Annotated in this window: 3 protein-coding genes; 1 reads left to right on the top strand and 2 read right to left on the bottom strand. The window is 72.0% G+C overall.

Features of this window, described 5'->3' with window-relative positions; genetic code table 11:
* Window positions 1–318 (top strand): hypothetical protein (locus CH341_RS34640; RefSeq protein ID WP_170149881.1); only part of this gene is annotated, 318 nt, incomplete at its 5' end.
* 123 nt (window positions 319–441) lie between these two features.
* On the opposite strand, the gene CH341_RS30570 is transcribed toward CH341_RS34640, so the two are convergent.
* Both CH341_RS30570 and CH341_RS30565 read right to left on the bottom strand, forming a co-directional pair.
* Entirely contained in the window at window positions 442–1,191 is a 750-nt protein-coding gene (locus CH341_RS30570) for an outer membrane protein (RefSeq protein ID WP_170149880.1), read from the bottom strand.
* Between the two features lie 247 nt (window positions 1,192–1,438).
* Window positions 1,439–2,555: OmpA family protein (locus tag CH341_RS30565; RefSeq protein ID WP_111423340.1), on the bottom strand; the 1,117-nt coding region annotated here is incomplete at its 5' end.

The raw sequence follows: 2,555 nt of genomic DNA, 5'->3' as shown, positions 1-2,555 counted from the left end.
CGGCCGGCCGAAGCCGCCGCGGCCGATCTCTCGCCCGAGGAGGTCGACCACGCGCGCCGCGAGGTGGCGCGCTGGACCGCGACCGTGGCGGCGGGCAGCCGCCATCACCCCGGCCATTCGCCGAGTGATCTGGTCGAGCTCCTGGGGCGGCTGCCGCAGCCGCTGTGGCGGCCGCTGGGGCTCGCTCTGGTGCTGGCCGGCAAGGCCGTCCGCCACGAGCCCCTGAAGGCGCTCGGCCGCACCGTGAAGCTGATGGCCAAGCGCCGCGTCGCGGCGCCGCGCGCCGAGGATGCGACAGCGCGGCCGGTCGCGACCTGACGGCTGCCGGTCGCAGCGAAGCGGTCGTCCCTTCAAGCAACGAAAGAGCCCCGGGCGCAGGCCCGGGGCTCCGTCGTCTCAGCGGACCGCGTCGTGAAACGGTCCGCGCGAGAGGGGCCTCGCTCAGTAGCGCGCGACCACGGGCGCGCCGCCGAAATTGAACAGGTAGTTCACGCCGACCTTGAAGATGTGCTTGTCGGCGCTCACCGGATAGCTTCCGACATAGCCACAGCCGCCGCCATCGCACGCCGACCAGTCCAGGCTCTTGGAGCCGTAGCCGATGTAGTTGTACTCGAACTTCGTGGTCCAGTTCGGCGCGAAGGCGTATTCGGCGCCGACGCCGAGCAGCAGGCCGTCCAGCGTGCCGGACGCCCCGGCGGTGCCGGCCACCACACCGCCGGTCGTGACCGTGCTCGAGTAGTCGAACCCGCCCCAGGCCCAGCCGATCTTGCCGTAGACCAGGGTGCGGTCGAGGGCGTAGCCGAAGCGGGCCGCGACCGTCGCATCCCACTTGTTTTTCGCCTCGAAGCTGGTGGCGAAGCCCGGCCCGTAGTTGCTGTCTTCCTCGACCTTTAGGCCGGACCAGTAGCCCTCGCCCTCGATGCCGAACACGAAGAGGCCGGTCTGGTAGTTGCAGCCGAGCTGGCCGCCGGCCACCGCGCCGGCGCCGCGGCCCGCTACGGCCAAGCCAAAGCCGACGGTCGTGTCGTCGTGCAGCACGCCGCCGCCGACATGCGCGCCGATGTAGCAGCCGCTCCAGGAGAACACCGGCGCCGGGATCGGCGCGGGCGGCGCCTTGACCGCCATGTCGGCCGCGAAGGTCGAACCGGTGAGCGCGAGCAGTGCCGCCGTCGTCAGAAGAACCTGTTTCATAATCACCCCCCGTTGATCAATTCCATGGGCGAACGGTACTCCCGGGTCGCGCCAAAGTGGTGACATAATCGCCACACCTGCGCACGTGAAAGTAGAGCTAGCCTTACGAACAATCGGAAGGATATCCAAAAGGTGCGGAATCCGTCGAAAAAAGGGTTAGCCGCGGTGCGTTAATCGGCGCGGCGCCGGGCTTTTGCACGCACGTCGTGCGAGCAACCGCCGGGCGACCGAACGCCGAGCGGCCGACTCAGGAGCAGCCCAGGACCTTGAACTCGACGCGGCGGTCGAGTGCGTCGGAGGCGTCGTCGCGGCCGGTGCCGACGATGGTCTCGCGGGCGCCGGCGCCGCGGGCGAGGAGCCGCGGCGACAGCCCGCGCGCGGCGGCGTCGAGCCGGTCGCGCACCGTCTCGGCCCGCAGGGCGGAGAGCCGCTCGTTGAGGGCGGCCGGCCCGGTCGGGCTGGTGTGTCCGACGATCTCCAGGCAGGCGTCACCGGTGGCGGCACGTGCCGCGATGCGCGACAGCCACATCGGGTAGGCGCGGGCCTCGCGGGTGCGGACGAAGTCGGGCGTGCCGGGCCGGAACAGGATCTTCACCGCGAGATCGCGGCGGCCGAGCCCGTAGTCGATCAGCCGGGCGAAGGCCTGCTCGGCCTCCGCCTTGCGGCCGAGCCGGTCGAGCGAGACGTAGATGCCGTTGAGCACGCGGAGCTGCTCGCCGTCCGGCGTCTCGGCGGCCCGGCGATAGAGCGCCAGCGCCTCCTTGTAGCGCCGCGCCGCATAGGCGCGGTTCGCCTCCGCCACCAGGGCCGAGACGGGGAGCTGGGCCACATAGGCGGGCCGCAGCGCGTCGCCGACCTTGGTCTGGCGGCAGCTCTCGATGTAGCCCTCGACGGCGGCGTCGCGCCGCCACGCCGGGCTGTCGGCCTCGGCGGCGAGCGGCGAGGCGTTGACGTCGTTGGCGACGGCCGGCGCCTGGGCCTTGGCGACGATGCGCTGGCTCGCCGTGTCGGCCAGCGTGAACCACACCGTGTAGGCGCCCGGCGCCTGGCCGGCGCTCTGGCCGGCGCCCTGCTCGGCGTTCTGCACGGCCGTGATGGTGCCGATCAGCAGCAGCGGCTTTCGCGCCAAGGCCTCGGGCGTGAACGCCACGATGCGGATGTGCGGATAGGCGCGGGCGATCTCGGCGGCCCGCCGCCCGGCCTCGGCGGCCGACGCGGTGTGCAGCCCGGTCTTCCCGTCGACCAGCGGATCGACGACGATCTCGACCACGCCGCCGTCCTTCGGCCGCTCGATCTTGTCGAACAGCGCCCGCGTGACGGTCGACACGGCATCCGGAAACGGCATCGGCGCCCGCGCGGCGGGC

This window comes from Rhodoplanes roseus (genome assembly GCF_003258865.1).
GTDB lineage: Bacteria > Pseudomonadota > Alphaproteobacteria > Rhizobiales > Xanthobacteraceae > Rhodoplanes > Rhodoplanes roseus.
This window is presented reverse-complemented; position numbering and strand designations above follow the sequence as displayed.

Coding starts and splice junctions, on each gene's coding strand:
- CH341_RS30570 (WP_170149880.1), bottom strand. CDS start 1,191: ATGAAACAGGTTCTTCTGACGACGGCGGCACTGCTCGCGCTCACCGGT.